Genomic DNA, 23,877 nt, shown 5'->3' with positions numbered 1-23,877 from the left:
TATGGATTACATCTACTCTTTTATTGATTGGATTAGCTTACAGATGTCATTCATCACTGACTTCTTTAAAGCTATTCCCCAAATGACGCTAGACCTCTTTTCATACATCCAGATTTTCATGATTAAGATGAAATTAAAAGCTGAATTGGAGTTTATTAAGCTCTCTTATAACTCGGCTCAAATCCTCTTAAAAGAGATCGGCTTTAACGACATTTTGTCCAAAGCTTTTAATGCTTTGCCTGACGAGTTGCGATTTTATGCGTTTAAGTTTGGCGTCCCTCAAGGCCTTGCTGTCTGGGCTAACTTCTTCACTACCGCTTTAGTGATGAGGTTATCTAGATAATGGCTATTACCATAAGAACGGGCGCTAATGGCTCTTACAAGTCGGCATACACGGCTTACTTTTCTATCTACCAAGCTTTAAAGGCAGGTAGAACAGTTGTAACTAACATCGAGGGTATGCAGCCCTTAGCCGTCATTGAAGAGCGATTCAATATCCAATTCCCTAGTACCGCTAAACTCTTTCGTATTAGCTCTAGGGATGAATCTGGCGTTCACCTTTGGACTCATTTTTTCTGTTGGTGCCCTATTGGTGCGCTTATCGTTATTGATGAATGTCAGGATATATTCTCTAAAAACGTCGGCTTTGATATTCGTAAAGTGAAATACAAGCCGCTATCTGACTTCATCACTCAATCACCTCGTGACGGTTTACTACCTAAAGATTACGAACGCTTTTTCAATTCTCGTTACACCCCTGCGAACATGGACGAACTAGAAGACTCAGAAATAGATGATAGAGGGATTGCTGAGTACGATTCAGAAGGCAGAATCATCTATCCTCATAGCTTCAATGAGGGGTTCATGAGACACCGAAAATATGACTGGGATATCGAGTTGCTTTCACCAGATTGGAAGCAAATCGATTCTGGCATTAAGGCCTGTGCGAATCAGAACTTCTTTCACAAGGGACGCGATCAGTTTTTCTGGACGAAACGAAATCCCTATATCTTGAAGCATGACAAATCGGTATCGACTCCAGTCATACCCAAAAAGAAAGACGTCAACCTAACCAATCAAAAAATCCCTTTAGACTCTTTCCTACTCTACAAATCTACGGGGACAGGCAGCGCTAAACAACAACTCGCTATGAATACGCTTTTTCGTAGTCCTAAAGCTATTTTGATTTTTCTATTATCCATATTCTGTTTCGGGTACATAATCTATGACTTATCCAATCGTTATTTTGAAACTACTGAGACGGTGGAGGAAGCGGGACAAACAACGTCTTCAACTGCCGTTCCTAAGCAAAGTGAAACACTACCTAGCAAAAATAATGAAGCTTCTGGGGATGTATCTTCTAGTGGGGATAGCAGTAAAGGCTCTGACAAAGATAGCCTTTCTCATGTTCCTATAGCTGAGGTACTTCCTTTTGAGGGAATTAAGAAAGCGTTTGTAACGGGTGTGAATTTCGCTATTAAAAATGGCTCTATCGAACGTCACGTTAGCATCGAGGTGGAAGCGCTCGATGGTTTCTACTCGGTAAACGAACACTTTCTAAAAGCTTATGACATTACGTTTGACCGGATTGATGATTGCTTGTTGAAGTTGAACAGAGGCCAGCTGTCGAAGTTGATAACATGTAAGCCTTACGCAGCTGCCTCGGCCACTTTGCCAGAAGTGAGTCGAGCTGATGTCAGTTTGTTTTAACTCGTTGGGTAATGCTATCAAAACACGAACCGGTGTTTTGATCGAGAACCGTGGAATGCTATCAAACCAAGGTTTTTATCCTGGAACGAATTGTCAAAAATGCTATCATAATCAAACCAGGATAAACCGGCATTGAGGAAAAATGATGGCTATTACTATTCGAGATACTGAAAAGCATGAAGAAATGCTATCCAAGCTAAAAGAATTGACGAAGACATCAACCATGTCTAAAGCTCTAGTTCAAGGTGGCTATGACGCACTTAAGTATCAAGAGTTGTATCAAAAAGAACGAATGCTAAATGAGAAGCTAAAGCGGAAGCTCTACGATAATGAGCTTGCAGTAAATGACTACCTTGATGCTTTGAAAGGATTACAGTCTGTCGTTGAGTAGCCCCGCAGGGATAAGAGAGAGCGAAGCGCGAACGAGGCACCGAGCCACACTGTAGAGGTTATTAGTCCGTAGGTCTCAACTGGTGAGTGTTTCTAACTGCCCATGCTCATCTATGTAGCACCCTCCCTCATCCTGCCAGAATAGCTCTTTAAGGCCTTGCCACATCGGTAAGGCTTTTTTGTGTTCACTAGCTTTCTTTAAGATCATTTGAGTGTCGAAAAGGATCTCTTTCCAGTGCTGACGGACAACAAGTGAGAACGACGAAGACTGAGGAGGACGAGCGCGGCGGGAGGAAGCCAACCCCCGTGTTGTATCACGGGGGTAAATTCGACCTAACTATCAGCACACACACAACCCTGCTCTAGTTGCAAGCTTGCGCGCTAGTTCATTGCTTTGAACGATAATTTTTGTTTTCAAGTATCTGATTTTTTCGATAAGTCATTGTTAATAAATGGGTGTTTTTAGTAGAATTGCATTGACTAAAAACTAGGCAAGAAGTAAATAAACTTCCTATCTAATAACTGCTGAGCTTAGGAGTTCAAATGGATAATACTCACAATACTAGTTTATCGAAAGGGGTTGCTCAAGTTGATGAAATATTAAGTCTAGCAGCCAAAGGCATGACTGATTTTATAAATGAAAACCAACAAGAAATTCAAGATTTTGTTAAATACCTTGAAAACTTCGAAGAAATAAATAGCAGCATATGGCAAAGTGCCGCAGAAAGTGGATGGTTTCCAAATGACTTTACTCCTTGTGACTTTCAAGACTTTGTTTTGGAAGGTCAAGATAGTTTAGATAGCTATATGACCGTACAAATAAGTGAGTCAATTGAAGATATCCATAAGCAGTTAGTTGACTTATACCCGTTAAGAAAAGACATACTGGATGTCGCGTTCTCCCTACATAATGACGGTAATTACATCGCGAGCATCCCACTATTTTTAGCTCAAACTGATGGTTTGTGTGCGCAGACGGTAGGTAGTTACCTTTTTGCTGAACGAAACAAGAGAATTGATCGAATTAAAGTTCTGATAGAAAAGAAGCCCGAAAGAGCAATTATTTTGTCGCCTTTACTACAAGATACTGAATTTGGTGCAAGAATTGGGAAAGGTAAGCAAGTAGATAAGGATAAAGCTCCAAATCGCAACGGTATTCTACATGGTTCTAGAAAGTACCTTGATTATGGAACAGAAATTAATTCGCTTAAGTGTATTTCTTTATTGAGCTATTTGGCTACGACACTTATCGATATCAAATGAGTAGAAAGTATTAATGTGCAAAAAAGCCGAACTCAATGAGTCCGGCTTCTTTCTCCTTGATATGACCAAAAAGGAGGACTGGCTAATCCACTAAACAAGGTTAATTCCACTAAACAGGGTCTATCTTTCGCCAGTCGAGTTAACCATATCAGCAAAAATCCATTTAGTTAGCAGAGATGGCCTAGACTTTGAATTCGCCTTGATAGAACCATACTTTTCTAATCCTATTTCTTGATATTAGCTATCGCCCTAGCTAACCCAAGTAGATGGGTTGATGTCTTTATCTCTAACTCTGATTGAATCCCCACTGCTAATATTTGTTGTGGCCTCACCACTTGGCCAGTGGGCAGCCCCATACTGTCGTATACATTGTCAAAACCTTAATAAACAATCACTTGCCATTCACCTATCACATAATCAGATAATGTGCGTCATGTTTGATGTATCAAATTACCAACTTGCATTAGCGTTGTTCTCGTCGTAATTTGTATGCGTTAAATTTTATATGTCAAGGATATGAAATGGCTAAGTTTTTAAACACAAGTGCTACAAACTACTATCTAGAAGAGTTGATTAAGAATGCATCTGAAAGGTTGATACTTATTAGCCCTTTTTTGAAACTTAATGACCGAATCAGAGAGCTACTAGAAGACAAAGATCGATTGAAAATCGACATCAGAATCGTTTATGGAAAAAGTGAGCTACAGCCAGATGAGATTAATTGGCTTAAAGGGCTATCTTTCGTTCGTACTAGTTTCTGTAAGAACCTTCATGCTAAGTGCTATATGAATGAAAGTTCTTGCATCATCACTAGCTTAAACCTGTATGAGTTCAGCCAAGTGAATAATAATGAAATGGGTATCTTTATCGACAGAGATGACGACTCAGAGATTTACAAAGACTCTTATGAAGAAGCTCAACGTATTATTCGTATTAGTGATGAAGTAAGAATTTCATTAGAAAAGGTTTCGTCTGATGTAGCTGAGCCTACAACTAGTGATGAATCAAATGCAGCTGATCAAGAAGCTAAAGTTACGTCTTCTAAACTCGCAAAGAAACATAAACTAAAAACTGACGATTTTCTTCAAGCCTGTGTGACTAAGGGGTACCTCTCGTTAGAAGATGGGAAACATACTTTAACTGAATCAGGTAAAGAACAAGGTGCTGAGTTCAAATACAGCAAAAGATTTGGTCCTTACTTTATTTGGCCTGAAGCTCTCGATGTAGTCTAAGTAAGTCATAAAAAAGCCGAACTCAATGAGTCCGGCTTATTTAGGCCAACAGTACGTGGAAGTTCTTTACGACTTATCGTCAGTTTTTGCTGATGTTGATATGAATGTTGTCCATACATCATCATGCTTTATAGTTACAAACTGTCCATCCTCGTCGCTATGCCTTTTCACTACCTCGGAACTTTCCAGATCTTTATTAGTAGGTTCAGCATGAACGTGACAATGTCTCGACCCCTCAGGAACTCCCCAAGCTGAACAGTTTGTTCTACAATAATGGCAACCGTCAGAAGCTGTACGACCGGGATGACTCAATGTCGGCATTGAAACTGTAGAAATAGTTAAACCAACGAGTAATAGTAATTTTTTCATAATAGTCCTCATCTCTTTATAAGGAGATAATCTATCACTTTCATATGGCATAAACTGCGACTTAGATCATTTACCAATTGGTCAATAATATACGTATTCTATGGCCTTATCTTTGCAATGCTTCTAGCAAGTCTTAGTAGGTGTGTTGAAGTCTTAATCTCTAACTCCGATTGAATCCCTAAAAGCGCAATACCTGCTAGTATTTGTTGTGGCCTAACCACTTGGCCCGTCGGTAGCTCCATAGTGTCATATAACATTTTGAATTGTTCCCAATCTTCACTAATGCTTAATTCTCGACCTTTTGCCATTCGCATCAGCCTTTTACACTCGGGTGGTATTGGTTTTCCCTCGTCCCAACCCGTGACAGTTCTCACAGTTTTGAAACACAGTTCAGCTACCTCTTCCTTCGTCATTTGGCACTCTAACTCTCGAAAAATGTAATTCTTACTCATTTCGCGATACTTCAATTATAAAACCTCTAAATACAAGAGGTTGCACTGAATTTATAATATATGCACCATTAAACATAATCAGACATAATACGCACCGAGATTGTAAGCGCAAAGTTGTAATGTCACTATTTTCCAAAGTTAAAATGTCCCTTTAGCTCATCACCACTAGGCTTAATTGATATTGGTAAACGCTATGGACATAACAACATGCTGGTGACTATGAGTGATTCAGAGATCAATCGTTTTAAAGTAATTGAAGATGTGTGTCAGCGACGGATACGTCGGGCCGATGCTGCCGAGATCCTCAGCTTGAGTGTCCGTCACATCCAACGCCTGATGAACCGACTTCGTAAATACGGTGCGAACGGATTGGCTCATCGCGCTCGCGGTAAGCCTAGCAATCATCGTTATTCAAGTGGTTATCGAAACTCGGTGCTAAGCCTTGTCCGTGAAAACTACAGCGACTTCTCACCAACACTCGCTCAAGAAAAGTTATCTGAGCTGCACAACTTGCCCATATCAAACGAAACTTTACGTCAATGGATGATCGCCGACGGACTGTGGCTTCCACATTCACAACGCAAACCTCGGGTCTATCAGCCTCGTTACCGTCGTGATTGCTTGGGTGAACTTATCCAAATTGACGGCTCCCATCATGACTGGTTTGAAGGCCGCTGTGACAAATGCTGCCTATTGGTGTTCATTGATGATGCGACTAGCCGTCTGATGAACCTAAGATTCAGCGAGACAGAATCCGCGTTTGACTACATGATGACCACGCGTGAATACCTCAATGAGCACGGTAAGCCCATCGCATTTTACAGTGACAAGCACTCTATTTTTCGAGTGAATCAGGAGAAACACAAACAAGTTGGCCAAACTCAATACGGGCGCGTGTTGAAAGAACTGGCGATAGAACTCATCTGTGCCAACAGCTCCCAAGCCAAAGGCCGCGTTGAGCGAGCCAACCTCACGCTGCAAGACCGACTGGTTAAAGAGATGCGCTTACAAGGTATCGACACCATCGAACAAGCCAACGCCTGGCTTCCCTACTTCATCGCCGATTTTAACCATCGCTTTGCTAAGCCCGCTCAATACCCAAAAAACATGCATCGTCCGGTTCGAGAGTCCAAGCAAGAACTCGACGATATTTTCAGTTGGCAAGAAACCCGCAAGCTCTCAAAGTCGCTGACATTTCAATACGATAAAGTGATTTATCTCATTGAACCTACTGAAGAAAACAGCCGACTAGCGCACGAACATGTCAAGGTACTCGACTACCCAAACGGTGAAATCGCCATCCAATACGGGCATCGAAAACTCGAATTCAAAACCTTCGACAAACTCGAGCACGTTCAACAAACCCAAATCGTCGACAACAAACGCCTCGGCCAAGTTTTAAAATTTGCTCAGCAACAACAAGAAGAATTCGAACAACAACAGCAACGAACCCGCAGTAAGAAAGCGCCCAAGCGCCGTGCACAACAAAGAGCCCTTCAAACAGCCCCTCGAGCCATCAACCCAGTGCTCACCGAACCATTCAAAACCTCCAGTCGAAAGACCTAACAACGGGACATTTCTATTTGGGACAAATGAGGACATTTTAAAACGGGATTGACAGAGCTTGCCAGAGCAATTTAGTAATGTCCGGTTTGAGCCATTTTAAAATGTCCTCCTAAGCTTACCTATATTGGTCTGCTTAGGAGTTATCCGGATGCTTATTACGATCATCGATTCAAGGTGCTTACTGACGTACGTGAAAAACGACTACGCCAAGTTGACGCTGCTATCATTTTGAATCTGTCTGCGCGTCATATCCGACGTTTGGTGAACAAACTTGTCTCTCTTGGAGCTCAAAGTCTTACACGCGCAGCGCGTGGACGCCCAAGTAATCGACGCTATTCAGAACATTTCAGAATTGAAATACTGAAACTTATTCGTGAGCATTACTCTGGCTTCTCACCAACGTTCGCTCTGGAAAAACTGACTGAACTACATAATCTATCAGTCTCTAAAGAAACACTCCGTCAATGGATGATCGCCGACGGATTATGGCTTCCACATTCACAACGTAAACCTCGGATCTATCAGCCTCTATTCACGGTAAAGCTTGAGCTATCAAGTTCGTAATTTCCTGATTTATATGCAGATCGGTCGTCTTGTAATGATAGCTTCATTTCGACTGGGAACTTGCCACCTAGATATACATATCCTATTTGTTCTCTTATCGTTCTGGCTTGTTTACCATCTTTGCCTGGTAAATTTGTTGGGAGCTCCATAGTCATTATTTCAAACTGCATTTCCACTAAAATTTGCCCTCCAATGTACAGCTTGGTTAATAATAAGTTACAACGCAACACTATCTCCTAGATCGTAACACTTTGTCTTACAACTGAGATACTGGTATTTCTATCACTAATAAGTCTTTAAAATCATATCCTTAGACAGTTTTTACATTCGTTGGTATATCTTTTATTTGTTAACATATTTTCGAAATCAATAACTTATTATATAAAAGGCTTAATATGAAAATCAGCATGATCGCCCTATCACTATTGACCGCTTTTGGTATGAGCTCATACGCACAAGCTAGTGACAACGAAGCCTCCTCTAAAGAACTCGGTAATTTTTATGCTGGAGTTGATGTCGGCTTTTATAATGAAACTGAATTAGAATACCGCGGCAGTGCAATTGAAGATTCATCTGACCTATCCGACCTGAGTTACAACTTAGTTGGGGGTTATGAGTTCAATACTCACGATGTAGTCAAGTTAGGATTAGAGGCTGAGTACCGACAAATTGGAAAAGTTAACTTTAGCGATACAATGAACATTGAAGGCCAAGCTTTCTTCGTAAATATCAAACCGAAGTTCATTGTTAAAGGTGACGTAGTCGATTTATATGTATCACTATTAGCTGGGGTTGGCTCTATGGATATGGAGGCGAAAGCTTTTGGGGTTTCTGACTCTAAGTCTGAGACTGGTTACCAAGTTGGTGGTGAGCTTGGTGCAATCGTTACAGACAATATAGACATTCACCTTGGTTACCGAAATGCACGCGTTGAAATAGACTCCATAGATGTTTCATCACAAACAGCTTACTTTGGAGCAAGGTACCACTTCTAAACTATCTCCAATAGAACGTTCTATCACAATTAAGCCGAACTCTTTGAGTTCGGCTTAATTGTGATACTTTTCTCCCCTGTACACATAAGCTCTCTAGACAACTCACCCCAACAAAACGTTACGTTGTCTCTTATCTGTAATGATACTTGCCTTACCAATTAGGTTCACACGAAACAAACCGCCTAAACAGGCTACTATTTCGTGTTTAAATTTTGATCTATCAATCAGTTATATGAACAAATAAGGTGATTAAGCAATCAAATGCAATGCATTCGCACTTCCGTTGTGATTTTAAGTGTTAACATCAGGCAGTTTTGTAAAATAGGTGTTTGATATGTTGCCTAAGCTTTATAAGTTCAGATCCCTTCACGATCGAAACATACAGTCAATATCTGAATGTTCGTTATGGTTTGATTACGCAAAAACCTTTAATAATCCTTTTGAATCGAATCACGAGTTCAACGAGAACCTTCAAAACAACTTTAAATTAATGTGCTTTTCTCAATCGAGTAGTCACCCCATACTGTGGTCTCAATATGGCGATAATTTTAAAGGTATGTGTATCGAGTATGATCTTAACTTTTACAACGGCAAGGCTAATCTCAACTGCTTTGAAGTCCAATATGAAGATAACCCCGCCATATTTAATTTATCGTCGTTAACAGGGTTAGAAGTTAAGTTGAAAGAAACTAAGTTGGGGTCGGAGTTATTTAAAACTAAGCATTCTAACTGGCGTCACGAACAAGAATATCGATGGGTGTTACCTGATGAAGAAATTGTCGGGAATAAATTGTATCTGAACAAAGAATGCTTAAGAGCAGTGATCCTCTCAGAGCACGCTCCTGTTGACCGAAAACTGAAAGTCTTGATGACTTGTCAAAGCCTTGGTATTCCCGTTAAACACGCTATGGTAAAACATGATTCATTTACGTTTGAAGCGGTAAGCTAAACTAGTTACGAACAAAAAAACCAGCTAAGTGAAGTGGTTATGAAATTTTACAGTGTAATTAAAAGTCCAATTAGATATGGATCTCTTAATTTTATTCTCAACCTGTGTCTACATATTCGTGGTCAGTTTCCCTGGTATTCTACCTTGCACTTGTTCAACCGTCGAAGATGCCATTTGTACCGTAGAGAACCAATAAGGACGATGCTTTGCATTGAATAAGTCACTATTATCCAAAGCTTCAAATATGGAGAATTTTCTACCCTGAGCCAATGCAGCACCATAGACGGTGCGCTCAAGTGCTGGGGTTTCATTCACTTCTTCAAGAAGTGCCCTCTTTATAAACTGGTTACCCGGGCTCCAATCAATAAAATCAACAAGATTTTTTAGTAGCTTAAGCTCTAATTTTTCAACCATCGTTTCTAGAAACTGGGTGTTTGGGAGAACTTCCGTGCAAGCGTAATACTCATCATGTTTGTCGCTCGCGTCTCTGTACCCAAGCATCGTTTTCACCAGCGCATCTTCAAATGTTGATGAGAAATGGTTACAAATCAAAAATAAAGGTAAAACTCGTAGCACACCAAGAAGTATCCCAGCCTTGGGCTCCTTCACAGACGTTTCTTGAAGTCGAAGTCGCGTAACGTTTGAAGTCACCACTAAGTGTTGCCAAACCTTGGGAACGATATGTTTGATGTTACCGTCATTCCATTTAATCAATTGTTGGCTCATGAGCAATGGAAACAACAAGCGACAGTTCTCGATACCGAGCTGTCGCGCTGCAACTTTAGGGTCAAGAATCACCTTGGATTTCTTTCCATACTTCTCGGTAAACTCATGATTGGAAACAAACTCGATTAAACTTGAACTTAATGGTCTACTTTTAGCTGATATTTCATGAAGTTTAGAAAAATTTAAGGACGGCGAATAGGCAACGCTAGCGAACTGGTTGTAATCTGGTAGGTCTGAGAACAACGAACTTATTAAGGTACCTTGAAGCTTCTCAAGCATCAGAGCCGAGGCTGCATTACTCACATCATCGATAACGTATCGCAGTGTTTGTTGCTTCGCGACGACTTTCTCGCGATGCACATTGACTCGATCCTGCTCACAACGTAGTAAAATACGTTGATTGTGGGATATGCGGTCAGACTCATCAAATATCACACTATCACAGTATCTATTTTCCAAACTCAGTAATGTGTCTACTGTACCTTGCTCAAGATTATACTCTGGTGAGATCAACCATCGATTAAAGCGAGCCTCAACATTGATTGAGACCTTTCTAGAGATCTCAATCACTTCAGGGGGGTAATTTTTATTTGCTAACAACAACCGTGCTTTCCTTTGCCCTAAGTTTCTTTTGCCGACATATTCTGTCTTTATAATAAAACTAATATTAATAGAAATTAGAGATTGGTTCACGAAATTGTTTCAAAAGAATTAAGATAATTTAGTTATAGTGCACTAAGGTGCTAATTCTGTGATGTGTAATCGAATAAACTTCTCAGGGAAACTGTATTTGAACTTTTTCTTCTTCGGCAAATACATTTTAGCGTGTTTGCATGCCGTACTATCGCCAGACGCCCTAACCTTTTTGATTCTGGCGTAGCCTTTAGAATGCTTCATTTCGATCATAAGATCACAATACCCCTCGACTTCAACATTGCTCTTGTTGAATCCTTTGATAACTGTCGCTTTGATCTTTTTTGCTACTGGATTAACTAATGCATCATCAGTGAGTGCATGCAAAGGTAAGAAATAAAAAAAGAATACTAGATATCTCATATCTGTTCTCCATTATGAAAGTTGAGAACAGTATGCAGACAATTGAGAGAAACTGAGGATTAATTAAGTATGACTAATTACTAACTCGGACGAAATTTTTGACAATTATGCCTTCTTCGAACCTTTAGACTTAAAGCCATTATGCGGGAATACGTTACGAATACGTTGCTGTACGCTTTTAGGTATATCTTTAGTGAACTTGAGGTTGTAGCCAGCGCGTTTCGCATACACTTTAAGTTCACCTTTAAACGCATTATTGTGACCAATTTCTTGAAGGTTATGTTTAAAGCTCGGCGGAAGATGCCCTTTAACTTGCTCAATAGATCCGTTATTGAATTTGATTTTCAACACGGGTCTATCAATTGCAACTAACCAAAAAACCAACACCGCACCGATTAAAATTACGTACATCATAATGCCACCACTTTGATGATTATTTGTCGTCAGAAAGGAGTTTGCTCAAGTCTTCTTTAAGGCTGGTTACCGTCTTACTTGCCTGTTCACTACGAGAGGCTTCACTCACTAAGTATTCAATTGCGTCTGATAACGTACAACCCAATTCATTCGCTCGTTGAGACAGCTTTTCCCATACGCGATAATCAAGGTCTATAGATTTCTTCTTGGTATGAACTTGTTCAGCATTGAAATGGCGTTTTCGCTTAGCTCGGATCGCTTGTTTAAGCTTGTTATCGAGCTCTGGAGACATATTGCTAGATATCCACTCAAGCACGCCTGTAGGTTGGTGCTCTAGCTTCAATAAAGCTTGTAATGCGACATCAGCTTCACTTGAATCAATGTGACAGGTAATCGATTCACCTTCTTTCCATTTTTTGACCAGATAGTTCCATTTCCAACCACATTCTAAGTTTTCAAGTTGCTGATATTTCATGTCTAATCTCGAGAGTTGATTCTAGTGACAGCGTAACCCAGAACGGGCTACTTAACAATTATTGTCTTGAAAGAATAGACCAAGATCATACTTATATTAGCTTAGTGATTAGTAACTACAACATAGAGCTACAAGCCAGATCGGTTTTTCTATATACTCCCTACCTTATTATCATAATCAGAAACTTAAATGACTCAAGTAGATTGGCGACATGTTACGCCTCAGTACGACGAATATAGCGCTCAATTAGAGCAATTCCCTGACATCTCGCCTTTCCCGTTTTCAGACATTCAACATAGATTCAGAGACGCGTTAACCCGCTTTGTCCGCTTGTCCAACCTTTCGCGTGTATTACTTGTAAACGCCCAGGACAACTCGATCTATCGTCAAATGATTGTTGAGTCTTTAGTTACTGCATTAGACGACCAGACTCTTCCGGTAATAAAAACCGAATCTTTAAACGCTGTTTCTCTGTTTGACCAAGTCCAATCAAAAGACGGTAAGATTATTGCTACAAAACCCGGCTTGCTATCAAGGGCAAACAACGGCTACCTGATCGTTTCAGCAAACCTGATCTTGGCAAACCCGGGAAGCTGGTTGTTATTAAAGTCTGCGCTTCTTGGTGAAGCAGTAGAGCCAATCAGTAGCAACCCTGAACACTTGAATCAATCCCCAACTTTACCTCTTACCTACAACATTAAGCTGGTTATAGTTGGAGACAGAGCTCAATTGGGTGACCTTGATTATCTGGATAGCGATATTCAAACTGGTTTTTGTCTATTCAGTGAAATAGAGCAAGACATTAAGATCTCACACGACACTTTGACTCAGTATCTTGGATATCTAAAGTGGCTTCAGCAACGTTATAACCTCCCAAACATCACGCAACAGGCGCTAATTGGGGTTCTTACCGCTGGAGCAAGAGAGACCGAAGATCAAAGTTACATCCCCTTATGCCCGATTTGGCATAATGCGCTTTTGAATGAAGCTTTAATTGAAGCGGACAATGGCGAGATTGATGTTCACCATATTCAACAAGCTCAACAACATAAATACCACCGAGAGTCGTACCTACCAGAACGCGCTCTTGATGATATTCGAGATGGCCAAGTCATTATCGAGACCGAGGGTGAGCAAGTGGGTCAAGTTAACGGTCTAACCGTTATCGATGTTCCTGGACACCCTGTATCTTATGGTGAACCGGCTCGAATTTCATGTGTCATTCACTTTGGTGATGGAGACATTACCGACGTTGAACGTAAAGCTGAACTTGGTGGTAACCTGCACGCGAAGGGCATGATGATCATGCAAGCGTTTGTTAGCAGTGCATTAAACCTTGAAGATCCCCTGCCATACGCCGCGTCTGTAGTATTTGAACAATCATATTGCGAAGTCGATGGCGATAGCGCTTCTCTTGCAGAGCTGTGCTCTTTGGTAAGTGCTCTATCTGAATACCCTATCAATCAACAAATTGCTGTAACAGGTGCTGTTGACCAGTTTGGTCGTGTACAAGCAGTCGGTGGACTTAACGAAAAAATCGAAGGTTTCTACCATGTATGCAAACACAATGGTTTAACTGGTGAACAAGGTGTGATTCTTCCAAGATCTAACTTAAGACACCTTGCGCTCAAGCCTGACCTTATTGAAAGCATAAAAAATGAAGAATTCCATATTTGGTCTGTGTCTAATGTAGATGAAGCAATTCCTCTAATTATGAACAAACCATTTAGAGACGATGAACAAGAAAGCGTTCTGAGCAAAATCGCAGAACGTATTGAAAACTTTGAAAGACATGAGCACCCTATTGGAATTGTTGCACGCATTAAAAACTGGTTTGTCTAGTACTGATCGGACTTGTTTAGCGTACACCTGTTCACTAAAATGCACCTATCAAAAATCGGAGTAATTGATAATGCAAAACAAACGTGATTCTTACACTCGCGAAGATCTTCTAGCATCAAGCCAAGGCGAACTATGGCCAGAAGGTCCTCAACTACCAGCACCGAACATGTTGATGATGGATCGCATCACTAAAATGTCTGAGACTGAAGGTGATTTCGGTAAAGGTTTGATTCTTGCTGAACTGGATATTACTCCTGACCTATGGTTCTTCGACTGTCACTTCCCTGGTGACCCAGTAATGCCTGGTTGTCTAGGACTTGATGCAATGTGGCAGCTTGTTGGCTTCTACCTTGGTTGGATTGGCGGCAAAGGTAAAGGCCGTGCTTTAGGTGTAGGCGAAGTGAAATTCACTGGTCAAATTCTACCTACTGCGAAAAAAGTAACTTACGAAATCCACATGAAACGTGTTGTTAACCGTCGCCTAGTTATGGGTCTTGCAGATGGTCGCGTACTTGTTGATGGCAAAGAGATCTATGTTGCTAAAGATTTGAAAGTTGGCCTTTTCCAAGATACGTCAGCATTCTAATCTAATAGTTAGATTTTTAATAAAGCAGCTAATGGTTGCTTTATTTTTATCTTAACATATTTAGTTATAGTGCATTAGGGTATAGCTAGTTAAATTGATCAATTCTATGTCCACCAGCGAAACAACCTTAAATCACTGTGGCTAATCCACGGTTTATAAGGCCTTGTATGTATCTCAGAAACTAACAAGGCTCCAGCCATTGTAAATAGCATGGAGCCTTAACTTTTGAATATGTTTGCCCTATCTACTTATAGAGACCTGAATGCTTATCATCTTTGGCATCACGCCAACCACCTAACCAATACGATTTGGAATCCATTTGGCTATATGGGCAAGCTTCTTGTGACCTGCCATTTAAACCAGCTTTGTAACCTTGAGATTGTGCTCGTTCTAGGCGATCACGCTTTTGTCTCTTCATAGTGCAGTCCTCATACGGGTGTTAATTTACTAACATACAATGATTACAACTTAGCGGAGTTTTTGTGACTCCAACTTTAAGAATCGACCAACTTTTCACTTTTCTCAAGGTGAAAAAAAGCCCGAGTTCAAAATTGTGAACTCGGGCTCAAGAGATAAAATTATTTAAATTTTCTACGGAACCCTAACAGACCAAGAACAGTCAAAGCAAACCAACCTAAACTGCCGCCTTGGCGATCAACTTTTTCAGTGTCTGCACTACGAGTTTGGATGTCAGCTTTGGTTGCACCAGAGATCGGAACCAACTTAACGGCTACCACTTCTTCTACCGCATTAGATGCCGCTGCACCACAGTAAGAGTTATGTGACGTTGTATCGTATGCTTGTGTCGTTCCACCGACTGTACACTTAATAGCGGTTGCTGAAATCACACCTGCATCGTTAATTCCTGAAGCGTCAATAATTCGGAAACGGTTATTGGCATCAGAATAATCTTGTCCATCAGCATTTACACCATTTGTTAGATCATCTAACCACCAAGCTTTACTCTCAAACAGCGCAATTCTTGATGCATCAGTGCCGGTCGCTTGATACGGGTAGATAAAACCACGGTGTCTACGTTCACTACCATCGACTTCACGAGTCGTCTCAGCGTCAATCTGGCCAACAAACTCATTGAAGTTGTTAACTGCTTTAGCTTCACCGCTCGAACCACCAAAGAAGATACCACCAGACAAGTACGTTGCTGTCGGGTTCTTAGCATCCGTTACAACGAAAATCTTGTTACCGGCACTACCACTCTCTGGCACATAGCCGTTACGCTTAGAATAACCAACAGCAAACAAGTTCTCATTGATGTCGGTAGCGACAGAGTTACTGTATCTAGCATCATCGTTTGAAGAACCAGATTTGACCTCAGCGCCGCTGATTATTTTCGTTGTCCAATTAGCTCCGGAAATATCCAGTGAATCACTAACAAAAACACTTGCATTCATGTCTTGCAGGTCACCATTACCATTCACCGTATCGAAACCGACGCCATATAATTTTCCGGAGTTTTCCGTGAGGCCGCGCATACTTCCTTGAGCAAAATAGTCACCAGTTTGGGGAATATCCCCTTGTGTCCATATAAACTGATGAACCTCTCCATCCTTCCAGATAGCAGCTTTCGAACTGAACGTTGTGTTTGAAGTATCGGTTACTGGTCCTTTAACAGAAATACTGCCAAAGTTATAAATGATGTCAGTACCAGCATTATCAACAGTTAAAGCACCAAAAGCACGTGATTCAGATGAAGCAGTTAGAGGCACCGTTGTCACTGCATTATAACGAATATCACTGCCGTTTGACTCAATACCTACTGGCACACCTGAATCATCTAGCGACGTAATAGCTACGTTATAAGAACTAATTGAGCTACCGTTTTCAACAAATGCTTTCGCGTTTACATAACTAAGGTTGCTCTCCTTACTCCAAGTACTCCAACGGTTGTCCGCCCAGCTTTCGCATGTAGAGTATCTAAGCTCACGATAACAATAGTTTTCAAAATCATCGCGTTCTTGAATATATTGGAACGGTGCGTCCATAGCGAAAGGGACTTCCTCTCGATAACCTATACCGTCAACAGCATTACGAGTTTCTCCAGCTAATTTAAAGCTATCACACGCGACTCCACCGACCGTACCAGTAGTAAAACAACTCTCTGTTCCAGAAACAGTCGCTGGTTGAATCGCAACACCATAGATTTCAGATGCATCTGTAATAGAAGGCGTAACTTCAACGACCTTGTAAAGCGCAGCATTCGCATTAGTTGCAGCCAAAACTAGGGCTGCAACTGTGGTTAATTTAAATTTAGTACAAGTCATTATTACTTCTTAACTTTCCTGTTGTAGTGCTTCGAGCTCTTCCCAGCGCTCAAATGCAACTTCAAGCTCCTGCTCTGCTGCAGATAGCTTATCTAAAACTGGCTGTGTCTGCTCTACAGGTTTTGAGAAGAAGTCTGGATTATTAACTTCTTGCTGCAGAGTTTCAATCTCGGTTTCCAATTCTTCTAAACGCATTGGTAGCGTTTCTAATTCTCGTTGTAGCTTATACGATAACTTCTTGGTTTTAGTTTTAACTGGCGCAGTTTTGGGAGTTTCCTCAACAACTTTGTCCGTCTTTGCTGGCTTTTCAACCTGACGGTACTCAAGTGCTTGTGCTCTTTGTTTCTGAGCATCGTGGTAACCACCAACAAACTCTTCCACTACACCGTTGCCTTCAAAAATCCAGCTCGTCATTACCGTGTTATCAACAAATTGACGATCGTGACTCACAAGGAGCAACGTACCCTCATAGTTGGCAAGCAAATCTTCCAAAAGTTCCAATGTTTCGATATCTAAATCATTGGTAGGTTCATCAAGAATCAGCAAGTTATTCGATTTAAGGAAAATACGAGCCAATAACAGGCGGTTTTTCTCACCACCAGAGAGCGCTTTAACAGGCGTACGAGCACGTTTAGGTGAGAACAAGAAATCTTGTAAGTAACTTAGAGCATGACGCTCACGTCCACCTACTGTTACTTCTTGCTTACCATCAGCAAGGTTGTCAATCACCGACTTCTCAGGGTCTAGAATTTCACGGTATTGGTCGAAGTAAGCCACTTCCAGCTTAGTACCACAATGCAAACGACCTGAATCAGGTTTAAGTTGATCAAGAAGCAGTTTAAGAACCGTACTCTTACCACAGCCATTTGGCCCGATAAGCGCAATACGATCGCCGCGCATGATGTTGAAACTAAAGTCTGTAACGATCTCTTTGCCTTCAAACGCAAAGTTAAGGTTCTCTGCTTCAAATACAATTTTTCCTGAACGTCCAGACGTATCGATCTGAATATTCGCTTTTCCTTGAACTTCACGACGATCTTGACGCTCTTCACGTAACTTTTTAAGAGCGCGTACGCGGCCTTCATTACGTGTACGACGAGCTTTGATACCTTGACGGATCCAGACCTCTTCTTGCGCTAGCTTTTTATCGAATTCTGCATTTTGCATCTCTTCAACACGTAGCGCTTCTTCTTTATCTAGTAAGTAGTTTTCATAATCGCCAGGGAAAGAACTTAGCTTGCCACGGTCAAGATCAACAATGCGTGTTGCCATTGATTTAATGAAAGCACGGTCATGCGAGATAAAGATGATTGAACCGCGGAAGTCCTTTAAAAAACCTTCAAGCCATTCGATCGTTGCAACATCTAAGTGGTTAGTAGGTTCATCAAGCAGTAATACGTCAGGATCGCATACAAGCGCACGTGCAAGTGCTGCTTTACGTTGCCAGCCACCTGACAATTCCGTTAGTTTCGTGTTTGCGGTTAGTTTAAGTGCATCAAGAACATTGCTTACACGATCTTCAAAACGCCAAGCGTTCGCGTGATCCAATTTCTCTTGAACGCGAGTGAGGCGGTTTAAATTCTTTTCGCTAGGATCTTCTGCAATCACATCAAGTAAGTTGTGGTATTCCTTAAGCAACTCACCTACCTCAGCCAACCCGCCTGATACGTATTCGTAAACAGAACCTTGCTCATTACGCGGTGGATCTTGCTCTAGACGAGATACAACCACATCTTGTGTGATCTGCATCTTGCCGTCGTCCATGATGATGTTGCCAGACAAGATCTTCATCAACGTAGACTTACCAGCGCCATTGCGCCCTACCAAACACACACGTTCATTTTCTTGCAGCGCGAAGTCCGCACGATCTAATAATGGGTGATCGCCAAAGGCTAATTGCCCATTATGAATTGTAAGTAATGCCATTCTTCTTTAACCAATCATTAAGTTCTAACAAGCCAAATGGCCAGTTAAGCTCTGAGCTTTGAGAAAGGTCAGAGCTTTCAAATTTGAGTACCGGAATAGTGACCCCGTAACGGGAAAAGAGCTCATCATCCAATGCGATATCGACTACATTGACTTTATGGCTAATATTTAACTGTTCCGTAAGTTTAAATGCCATCTCACATAGATGGCACCCTTCTGTACTGTAGAGAGTCAGCACTATATATCCTTATACAATCTCTTTGACTACTTGTGCGTAATCAACCAGCAGTTATGAATGTGCTTGTTGCGGGAAAAATCCAATGGAAGCGTTTTTGCTGAGATATTCTGAGCCGTGAGACCTAGTTCTTCTAGACCTTCAACATCCATTTTGAAGTGGCGCTTGTTGTTAGAGAACACAATAGTGCCTTCTTCACGGAGAATACGTTTCAAGTCTTCCATCAACTGGATGTGATCGCGTTGAACATCAAAAGATTGATCCATGCGCTTAGAGTTTGAGAACGTTGGTGGATCAATAAAGATCAAGTCATAAGATCCTTGTTCTTTAGCTAGCCATTGTAAACAGTCTGCTTGAACGAATTGATGCTGACGACCAACACGACCATTAAGGTCCATGTTCTGTTTTGCCCACTCGAGGTAGGTATTAGACATATCAACGGTTGTCGTTGAACGTGCGCCACCTACTGCAGCATGAACAGATGCACTACCTGTATAAGCAAACAGGTTGAGGAAATCTTTGCCAGCAGCCATCTCACCGATACGACGACGAGTGATCTTATGATCTAAGAACAAGCCAGTATCTAGGTAGTCATGAAGGTTAACAATCAGCTTAGCGCCGTATTCGTTTACTTCTAGGTTAGAAGAGTCTTGAGCCATCTTCTGGTATTGAGAACGGCCCTTCTGCTTCTGACGAACCTTAAGCACGACGTTGTTTGCTTCAACGCCGGTCACTTGGATAGAAGCTCGGATAATGTCGGTTAGGCGGCGTTTTGCTTTATCTTCAGGCACATCTTTAGGTGCTGCGTATTCTTGAATAACCAGGTGACCTGGGTAGACATCAATTGCTACATTATATTCAGGCAGGTCTGCATCATAGATGCGGTAGCAATCTAATTTCTCTTTCTTAGCCCACTTACCGATTTTACCGATGTTCTTTTTAAGACGGTTCGCGAAATCAGGAGCAACCAATTGTTGTTGCTGCTCTGTAGGACGCTCTGACATAGGGCGATCTGAAATTGAATAGTTCTTCTGGTGACACGGTAACGCACCATTGTTCAATTTAAATTGTTTGTCAGCACGCATACGCAGACAACTTAACAGTTCGTCTGAGCTAGAGAAGATTGAAGCGTTACAGCCACCAAATTCCGCTTTCAGTTGTGCACCAAAAGCAGTGTAAAGTGCAATAAGACCGGGTTCTGTCCCTAAACGCTCACCATATGGTGGGTTAGAAACAATCACACCGTCAGCAAACTCTGTTGGACGCTTAAGCTTTGCAGCGTCACCTACTTCGAATTCAATCAACTCTTCAACGCCAGCACGACGTGCATTGTCACGCGCCGTTTTGATCATGCGTTCATCATTATCGTAGCCGTAGAACTTACATTCTACTTTCTTAACGCCACGACGGCCTTGAACGTTCGCTTCAGCTTTCACTTCAGCCCAAAGCTCTGGTTCAAAATCTTCTAGTGATTCAAAACACCATTTCTGACGCTTAACACCCGGAGCTAGGTTTGCAGCCATCATTGCCGCTTCAATAACCAAAGTACCAGAACCACACATAGGATCTAAGAAAGGTTTTGTTGCATCCCAGCCACTTCGAAGAAGAACCGCAGCAGCTAGCGTTTCACGCAATGGCGCACGACCTGATTCAGGACGGTAACCACGTTGATGAAGACCACTACCTACCATATCAACACCAAGAATCGCTTTATCACGGTGAAGACGAACGTGAATGCGAATATCTGGGTTTTCTTTACTGATTGAAGGACGCGGTAAAGACTTCTTCTCGAAGCAATCTACAACCGCATCTTTTACTTTCATCGCACCGTATTGGCTGTTACGAATTTCGTTATTCGTACCGTTAAAGTCAACAACAAAACGTTTTGAACTATGGAATTGATTTACCCAATTAACCGCTGTCGCTGAAAGGTAAAGATCCATGTCGTCCAGACAAGTGAATTCAGAAAGCACACGTACAAATCGAGAAGCCAAACGGCTCCACAAACAACAACGATAAATTTGCTCATTTGTGGCTTTGAATTTAACACCTGCTTGAACAGGTTTTGCGTTTGTAATCCCTAGTTGGGTTAGTTCTTCAACTAATAAATTCTCAAGGCCATTTGAGGTCACCGCTAGATATTGATTCATAGTGTTCTTTTATTGATAAAAATTAGCTCGATTATACCTGAATTTACTATGAGAGCATCACACTAAACTCGTCTTTTCATTGAATCTTTCCACTAATTGTTTAGCAAATGCGCAACCGCAGAGCGATCGCTTACCCACACGCCCTTACAACACAATACCTATCTAACCCACGAGAATAACCGTCATACCAACCTTAAAAAAACCAAAGTGAATTGTTATTCACCTCCTAACTGGTATATACCAGACTAAAATTAATGATGTAATTGGGTTACAAACGAACCAAAACAGGGAATAAACATGGGGAGTTTGCACTTTTGGTTAAGAAAATGGGGAGAAATTAAGGTGAAAAAATAGTCGAATGTTCACTATTTAAATGAATGAGCAGTGATGCATTTATCAAGATGAGGTTTTTTAGGCACAAAAAAATCGGCTATTGAGCCGATTATGGGAAGGTTTTACAGGTTTATGAGTTGTTACACGTGTTAGAAATGATGCTTTAGGTTGGAGATTAACCTACCATAGCGATATGGCCGTGATGAAGGATAGCGTTCGCGTTAACCATTCTATCGTGCATAACCTTAATCGAGTCTCCGAATCGCAACCCTTTTGATGGAGTCAGCAGAAACTCTTCTAGGTCGACAAAAGCACATAGGCTTGCGCACTCTCCCACTTCTAGTACGATGAAGTAACCTAAGCTATGCTCGTTACTCATTTGTACAATGTCCCCTTCCTGAGGGTACTCATGTCCTACGCTTTGTGAGTCGAAGAACCAACTCTTAGGCTGTACAGGCTTGTGAAAGCGCTTTGCTGCGACACAATAAAGTGCGAGTTCAGCTTGGCGAGGCTCAGACAACTCTAAGCCAGAAATTTGTTCTTTGAAGGTTTGGTATGAAGATGCGTCATCAACGGTGAATTCATTATCTTTAAACGCGCAGTCCACCAGCTTATTGCGGACCAGATTCGTTTTGAAAATCATATCCTCTCCGAGGTTTAGCATTAATGAACATTGCTGCTCATCGTAATACCAACTCCATGTATCGCTAGGTTTAAGCATCATTTCGTCTCACACTGTTGAACCATTCCATTAGGTAAAACGCAAAATTACCTTCAATTACAGTAATTTTACTGAGCAATAGGCAAAAAAAAAGAGGAAATGAATTCCTCTTTCTTATCGCTTTTATCTACAACTCAGTGAGTTACAGTGTCTCTTTTGATGAGACGATGCCGGATTACGGTTTTTATAAGCACTGCTATTTTACGAACAGCAGCTTATTAATCACATTCACTCTTCGCGGACTGTAGCTTTTCAAAAACTTCAGATATTTACGAACTATATCGAATACAACCTATCGCTATTTAGGGCTACAGGTTTTTAACGATATCGCCTACAAGGCCTGGACCTTTGTAAATGAAACCAGAGTAAACTTGTACAAGCTTAGCGCCTGCCATCATTTTCTCTTTTGCAGCAACATACGAGTCAACGCCACCTACCCCAATGATCGGCACTAGGTCACCAAGCTCTTCATGAAGTTTACGAACAACTTCAGTACTGCGAGATTGAACAGGACGCCCACTTAGACCACCTGCTTCATTGCAATGCTTCATACCTTCAACAATGCTACGATCCAATGTTGTGTTTGTTGCGATCACACCATCGATCTTATTTTTGATCAATGATTCGCAAATTTGGCGAATTTCATCGTCACTTAGATCCGGAGCGATCTTAAGAGCAAGCGGGACATATTTGCCATGCTTCGCTTCTAACTCAGATTGCTTGGTTTTTAGTTCAGACAACAGATCATCAAGTGCTTCGCCGTATTGTAGCGAACGAAGTCCTGGTGTATTTGGTGAAGAGATATTTACCGCAATGTAACCTGCGTATTGGTATACCTTCTCCATACAGATAATGTAATCTTCTGCGCCCTTTTCAATTGGCGTGTCTTTGTTCTTACCAATATTGATACCTAAGATGCCGTCATAGTTCGACTTCTTAACATTCTCAATTAGGTTATCTACGCCTAGGTTGTTAAAACCCATGCGATTGATAATACCTTCAGCTTCAACAAGACGGAACAAACGTGGTTTGTCATTACCGGCTTGTGGACGAGGAGTAACAGTCCCTACTTCTACAAAACCAAAACCCATTGCGCCAAATGCATCAATACATTCGCCGTTTTTGTCTAGGCCGGCAGCAAGGCCAACTGGATTTTTAAAAGTAAGACCCATGCATTCGACAGGTCGGTGAGGTAATTGTTGGCGATACAAAAGATCAATAGGTGTGCCGGTGAAGCGTTTGAAATTTTGAATTGCAAGATCATGAGCCTTTTCGGCATCAAGTTGGAAAAAGCCAGTTCTGGCTAGACGGTAAAGCATTGTGCCTCCGATAGAAAAAAGCGCCGTGTAAACGGGGCGATATTATTTACTTATTTACCCAACTATTCAATCTATTACTGTCTGTAAGGGTAAGATAATCGAGTTTGCTAACGATTGAGGTTTATTATTAAGCAAACGTTACCGTATCCTCCCGCGAATCGCCCATTTGACTATCATTCATGTAACGAGCATCAGTCAACTCGGCCAATTAAAAGCTAACTTGAACAACCATAAGTGACTCAACGAAATAATTGGATTCGTCATTCACTATTCGGTCAAATGACACTGTTCTGCTGAATAACACTGTTCAGCCAAACGAAAA

The 23,877-nt window shown here is 41.3% G+C and carries 24 protein-coding genes and 1 pseudogene; 11 read left to right on the top strand and 14 right to left on the bottom strand.

From position 1 onward, the window contains the following. Position 1: 1 nt before the first annotated feature. From OCV36_RS07380 to OCV36_RS07365, 4 genes are all read left to right on the top strand, one after another. A complete protein-coding gene (locus tag OCV36_RS07380) occupies positions 2–343 on the top strand; it encodes a hypothetical protein (protein ID WP_055319869.1) in 342 nt (113 codons plus the stop codon). Then, a complete protein-coding gene (locus OCV36_RS07375; protein ID WP_135459250.1) occupies positions 343–1,710 on the top strand; it encodes a zonular occludens toxin domain-containing protein in 1,368 nt (455 codons plus the stop codon). The genes OCV36_RS07380 and OCV36_RS07375 overlap by 1 nt, the downstream gene beginning before the upstream one ends. 145 nt (positions 1,711–1,855) lie before the next feature. Continuing rightward, complete coding sequence (locus OCV36_RS07370) at positions 1,856–2,101, top strand: hypothetical protein (protein ID WP_108123841.1); 246 nt, start codon at positions 1,856–1,858, stop codon at positions 2,099–2,101. A 542-nt stretch (positions 2,102–2,643) separates the two neighbouring features. Continuing rightward, a complete protein-coding gene (locus tag OCV36_RS07365; protein WP_135459256.1) occupies positions 2,644–3,363 on the top strand; it encodes a hypothetical protein in 720 nt (239 codons plus the stop codon). A 224-nt stretch (positions 3,364–3,587) separates the two neighbouring features. Here the strand turns inward: OCV36_RS07365 and OCV36_RS07360 are convergent. Further along, positions 3,588–3,740, bottom strand: a pseudogene (locus OCV36_RS07360) (regulator); the annotation flags it as partial. Between the two features lie 144 nt (positions 3,741–3,884). Here OCV36_RS07360 and OCV36_RS07355 point away from each other — a divergent pair. Beyond that, on the top strand, positions 3,885–4,595 hold the full coding sequence (locus OCV36_RS07355) for a phospholipase D family protein (protein WP_135459258.1): 711 nt from the start codon (positions 3,885–3,887) through the stop codon (positions 4,593–4,595). A gap of 467 nt (positions 4,596–5,062) precedes the next feature. Here the strand turns inward: OCV36_RS07355 and OCV36_RS07350 are convergent, their stop codons facing one another. After that, the gene (locus tag OCV36_RS07350; protein ID WP_135459260.1) at positions 5,063–5,431 is read right to left on the bottom strand and encodes a phage protein; all 369 of its coding nucleotides are present in this window, start codon (positions 5,429–5,431) and stop codon (positions 5,063–5,065) included. Between the two features lie 204 nt (positions 5,432–5,635). Between OCV36_RS07350 and OCV36_RS07345 the strand changes: the two genes are divergently transcribed. Continuing rightward, positions 5,636–6,982, top strand: coding sequence for an ISNCY family transposase (locus OCV36_RS07345; RefSeq protein ID WP_261887534.1), 1,347 nt, complete (start codon positions 5,636–5,638; stop codon positions 6,980–6,982). A 174-nt stretch (positions 6,983–7,156) separates the two neighbouring features. Continuing rightward, positions 7,157–7,546 (top strand): helix-turn-helix domain-containing protein, encoded by a 390-nt coding sequence (locus OCV36_RS07340; protein ID WP_135456288.1) that lies wholly within the window; start codon positions 7,157–7,159, stop codon positions 7,544–7,546. Here the strand turns inward: OCV36_RS07340 and OCV36_RS07335 are convergent. Next, on the bottom strand, positions 7,504–7,716 hold the full coding sequence (locus OCV36_RS07335) for a single-stranded DNA-binding protein (RefSeq protein WP_135456486.1): 213 nt from the start codon (positions 7,714–7,716) through the stop codon (positions 7,504–7,506). The two genes, OCV36_RS07340 and OCV36_RS07335, sit on opposite strands and share 43 nt — an antisense overlap. Positions 7,717–7,941: 225 nt before the next feature. Between OCV36_RS07335 and OCV36_RS07330 the strand changes: the two genes are divergently transcribed. Continuing rightward, entirely contained in the window at positions 7,942–8,541 is a 600-nt protein-coding gene (locus OCV36_RS07330) for a porin family protein (RefSeq protein ID WP_135456290.1), read from the top strand. 334 nt (positions 8,542–8,875) lie between these two features. After that, positions 8,876–9,490 carry a DUF2971 domain-containing protein gene (locus OCV36_RS07325; protein WP_029224947.1) on the top strand — a complete coding sequence of 205 codons (615 nt, stop codon included), beginning with the start codon at positions 8,876–8,878 and terminating at the stop codon, positions 9,488–9,490. 108 nt (positions 9,491–9,598) lie between these two features. Here the strand turns inward: OCV36_RS07325 and OCV36_RS07320 are convergent, their stop codons facing one another. From OCV36_RS07320 to matP, 4 genes are all read right to left on the bottom strand, one after another. Beyond that, entirely contained in the window at positions 9,599–10,819 is a 1,221-nt protein-coding gene (locus tag OCV36_RS07320; RefSeq protein WP_017074279.1) for a hypothetical protein, read from the bottom strand. Between the two features lie 132 nt (positions 10,820–10,951). Beyond that, a complete protein-coding gene (locus tag OCV36_RS07315) occupies positions 10,952–11,272 on the bottom strand; it encodes a hypothetical protein (RefSeq protein WP_135456292.1) in 321 nt (106 codons plus the stop codon). Positions 11,273–11,377: 105 nt separating this feature from the next. Continuing rightward, a complete protein-coding gene (locus tag OCV36_RS07310; RefSeq protein WP_017074278.1) occupies positions 11,378–11,686 on the bottom strand; it encodes a DUF3634 family protein in 309 nt (102 codons plus the stop codon). A 19-nt stretch (positions 11,687–11,705) separates the two neighbouring features. Next, positions 11,706–12,161, bottom strand: coding sequence for a macrodomain Ter protein MatP (gene matP, locus OCV36_RS07305; protein ID WP_135456294.1), 456 nt, complete (start codon positions 12,159–12,161; stop codon positions 11,706–11,708). Between the two features lie 189 nt (positions 12,162–12,350). Between matP and OCV36_RS07300 the strand changes: the two genes are divergently transcribed. Both OCV36_RS07300 and fabA read left to right on the top strand, forming a co-directional pair. Then, the gene (locus OCV36_RS07300) at positions 12,351–14,003 is read left to right on the top strand and encodes an AAA family ATPase (RefSeq protein WP_135456296.1); all 1,653 of its coding nucleotides are present in this window, start codon (positions 12,351–12,353) and stop codon (positions 14,001–14,003) included. A 70-nt stretch (positions 14,004–14,073) separates the two neighbouring features. Beyond that, entirely contained in the window at positions 14,074–14,589 is a 516-nt protein-coding gene (gene fabA / locus OCV36_RS07295) for a bifunctional 3-hydroxydecanoyl-ACP dehydratase/trans-2-decenoyl-ACP isomerase (protein WP_135456298.1), read from the top strand. 244 nt (positions 14,590–14,833) lie between these two features. Here fabA and rmf read toward each other — a convergent pair whose 3' ends face one another. The 7 genes from rmf to pyrD form a co-directional block, all read right to left on the bottom strand. Next, the gene (gene rmf, locus OCV36_RS07290; RefSeq protein ID WP_017074275.1) at positions 14,834–15,007 is read right to left on the bottom strand and encodes a ribosome modulation factor; all 174 of its coding nucleotides are present in this window, start codon (positions 15,005–15,007) and stop codon (positions 14,834–14,836) included. 160 nt (positions 15,008–15,167) lie between these two features. Beyond that, entirely contained in the window at positions 15,168–16,871 is a 1,704-nt protein-coding gene (locus tag OCV36_RS07285) for a DUF3466 family protein (protein ID WP_135456300.1), read from the bottom strand. Between the two features lie 9 nt (positions 16,872–16,880). Continuing rightward, positions 16,881–18,797: an ABC transporter ATP-binding protein gene (locus tag OCV36_RS07280; RefSeq protein ID WP_135456302.1), complete on the bottom strand. Its 1,917-nt coding sequence runs from the start codon at positions 18,795–18,797 to the stop codon at positions 16,881–16,883. After that, positions 18,775–18,993, bottom strand: a complete 219-nt coding sequence (locus tag OCV36_RS07275) for a glutaredoxin family protein (protein ID WP_029224945.1) — start codon at positions 18,991–18,993, stop codon at positions 18,775–18,777. The genes OCV36_RS07280 and OCV36_RS07275 overlap by 23 nt, the downstream gene beginning before the upstream one ends. 68 nt (positions 18,994–19,061) lie before the next feature. Next, on the bottom strand, positions 19,062–21,182 hold the full coding sequence (gene rlmKL / locus OCV36_RS07270) for a bifunctional 23S rRNA (guanine(2069)-N(7))-methyltransferase RlmK/23S rRNA (guanine(2445)-N(2))-methyltransferase RlmL (RefSeq protein WP_017074271.1): 2,121 nt from the start codon (positions 21,180–21,182) through the stop codon (positions 19,062–19,064). A 508-nt stretch (positions 21,183–21,690) separates the two neighbouring features. After that, entirely contained in the window at positions 21,691–22,239 is a 549-nt protein-coding gene (locus OCV36_RS07265) for a cell division protein ZapC (RefSeq protein ID WP_135456304.1), read from the bottom strand. A gap of 305 nt (positions 22,240–22,544) precedes the next feature. Next, on the bottom strand, positions 22,545–23,555 hold the full coding sequence (gene pyrD / locus OCV36_RS07260; protein ID WP_135456306.1) for a quinone-dependent dihydroorotate dehydrogenase: 1,011 nt from the start codon (positions 23,553–23,555) through the stop codon (positions 22,545–22,547). Between the last annotated feature and the right edge of the window lie 322 nt (positions 23,556–23,877).

It is taken from the genome of Vibrio echinoideorum, assembly GCF_024347455.1.
GTDB lineage: Bacteria > Pseudomonadota > Gammaproteobacteria > Enterobacterales > Vibrionaceae > Vibrio > Vibrio echinoideorum.
Note: the sequence above shows the minus strand (reverse complement) of the source record. Positions and strands in the feature narration are given on the sequence as shown.